This window comes from Komagataeibacter nataicola, from assembly GCF_003207795.1.
Taxonomy (GTDB): Bacteria; Pseudomonadota; Alphaproteobacteria; order Acetobacterales; family Acetobacteraceae; genus Komagataeibacter; species Komagataeibacter nataicola.
This window is the reverse complement of sequence record NZ_NIRT01000089.1, coordinates 1-936: the sequence shown is the minus strand read 5'-3', so window position 1 is coordinate 936 and position 936 is coordinate 1. Positions and strand designations below refer to the sequence as shown.

The window sequence follows — 936 nt, the reverse complement described above, 5'->3', positions numbered from 1 at the left end:
GACAGTAAGCCCGGCGCCCGGCGTGCAGGCAAAGCCGCCAGCGGATACGGTATTCTCGCCGTAAGCCATACCCGCAAGGTGGCCGAGGCCCACAAAGGCATTGCGCTGGGCGTTGAGCAGGTCGCTGTCGAGCGGGATCTGCGCGGGGTATACGATCTGTCTGTCCATCAGTCGGTTTTCTCCACGTCCTGCACCCATGCAATCGTGCCCGCGGGCATGACGGCGGCGATGCGGGTCAGGGTCTGTGTTGCGGGCGGGTTGGTGTCACCGGTCGGCAACTGGGCAAAAAGCTGGAACGGCGCGCCACGCGAGCCATAGCGCAGGGCGGCCACGCCATAGCCGTATCCGCCCCCAATGGCCGGGCTGACCAGCGTGCCGATCCCCTTGCAGTCTGTCGCATTGCGCGGCTCGATCACGCGGCCTTCGGCGCCGACTTCATCTGCCATCACGTTCATTACGTCAGGTCGGGTGCCGAGCGAGGGGAACAGCGCTTCCTCAATGCGGGTGCGGAAGGCGTCGTCGCTCTCACCCGTGGCGCGGGTCAGTGTCGTGCCAAAGAAGTCAGCGGCGAACATGTCCAGAAACGCGCCAGTCATGGTGGCGAGGCGGGTCTGGTCCGTCGTGCTGGCCAGCAGGCCCCACACCCATGCGAACACGCTGCCAAAGCCCTGCAATAGCGCGTTGAGCACCGGGGCCTGTTCCGTCTCGCCTGTTCCGGGAGCCGCCGGGAACCAGCCGGTTGGCAGCAGGGCACGGATGCGCAGCGCGAAGCCGTTCTGCGTTACATCAGCCAAAGCTCACCGTCCCTGCCCGGTAGGCCGTTCCGGTTATGGCGGGCAGGTCCACCGTGCCGCCTGAAAGTGTGACATCGGTCACGTTGGTTACCGACGTGCTGGCGGCATAGGCGATCTGGATCAGGCGCGAATAGCTGGCCGA

The 936-nt window shown here is 65.7% G+C and carries 1 protein-coding gene; it reads right to left on the bottom strand.

The window, feature by feature from the left end:
• Positions 1 to 167: 167 nt before the first annotated feature.
• Positions 168 to 794, bottom strand: a complete 627-nt coding sequence (locus CDI09_RS17385) for a hypothetical protein (RefSeq protein ID WP_078523681.1) — start codon at positions 792 to 794, stop codon at positions 168 to 170.
• Positions 795 to 936 lie beyond the last annotated feature (142 nt).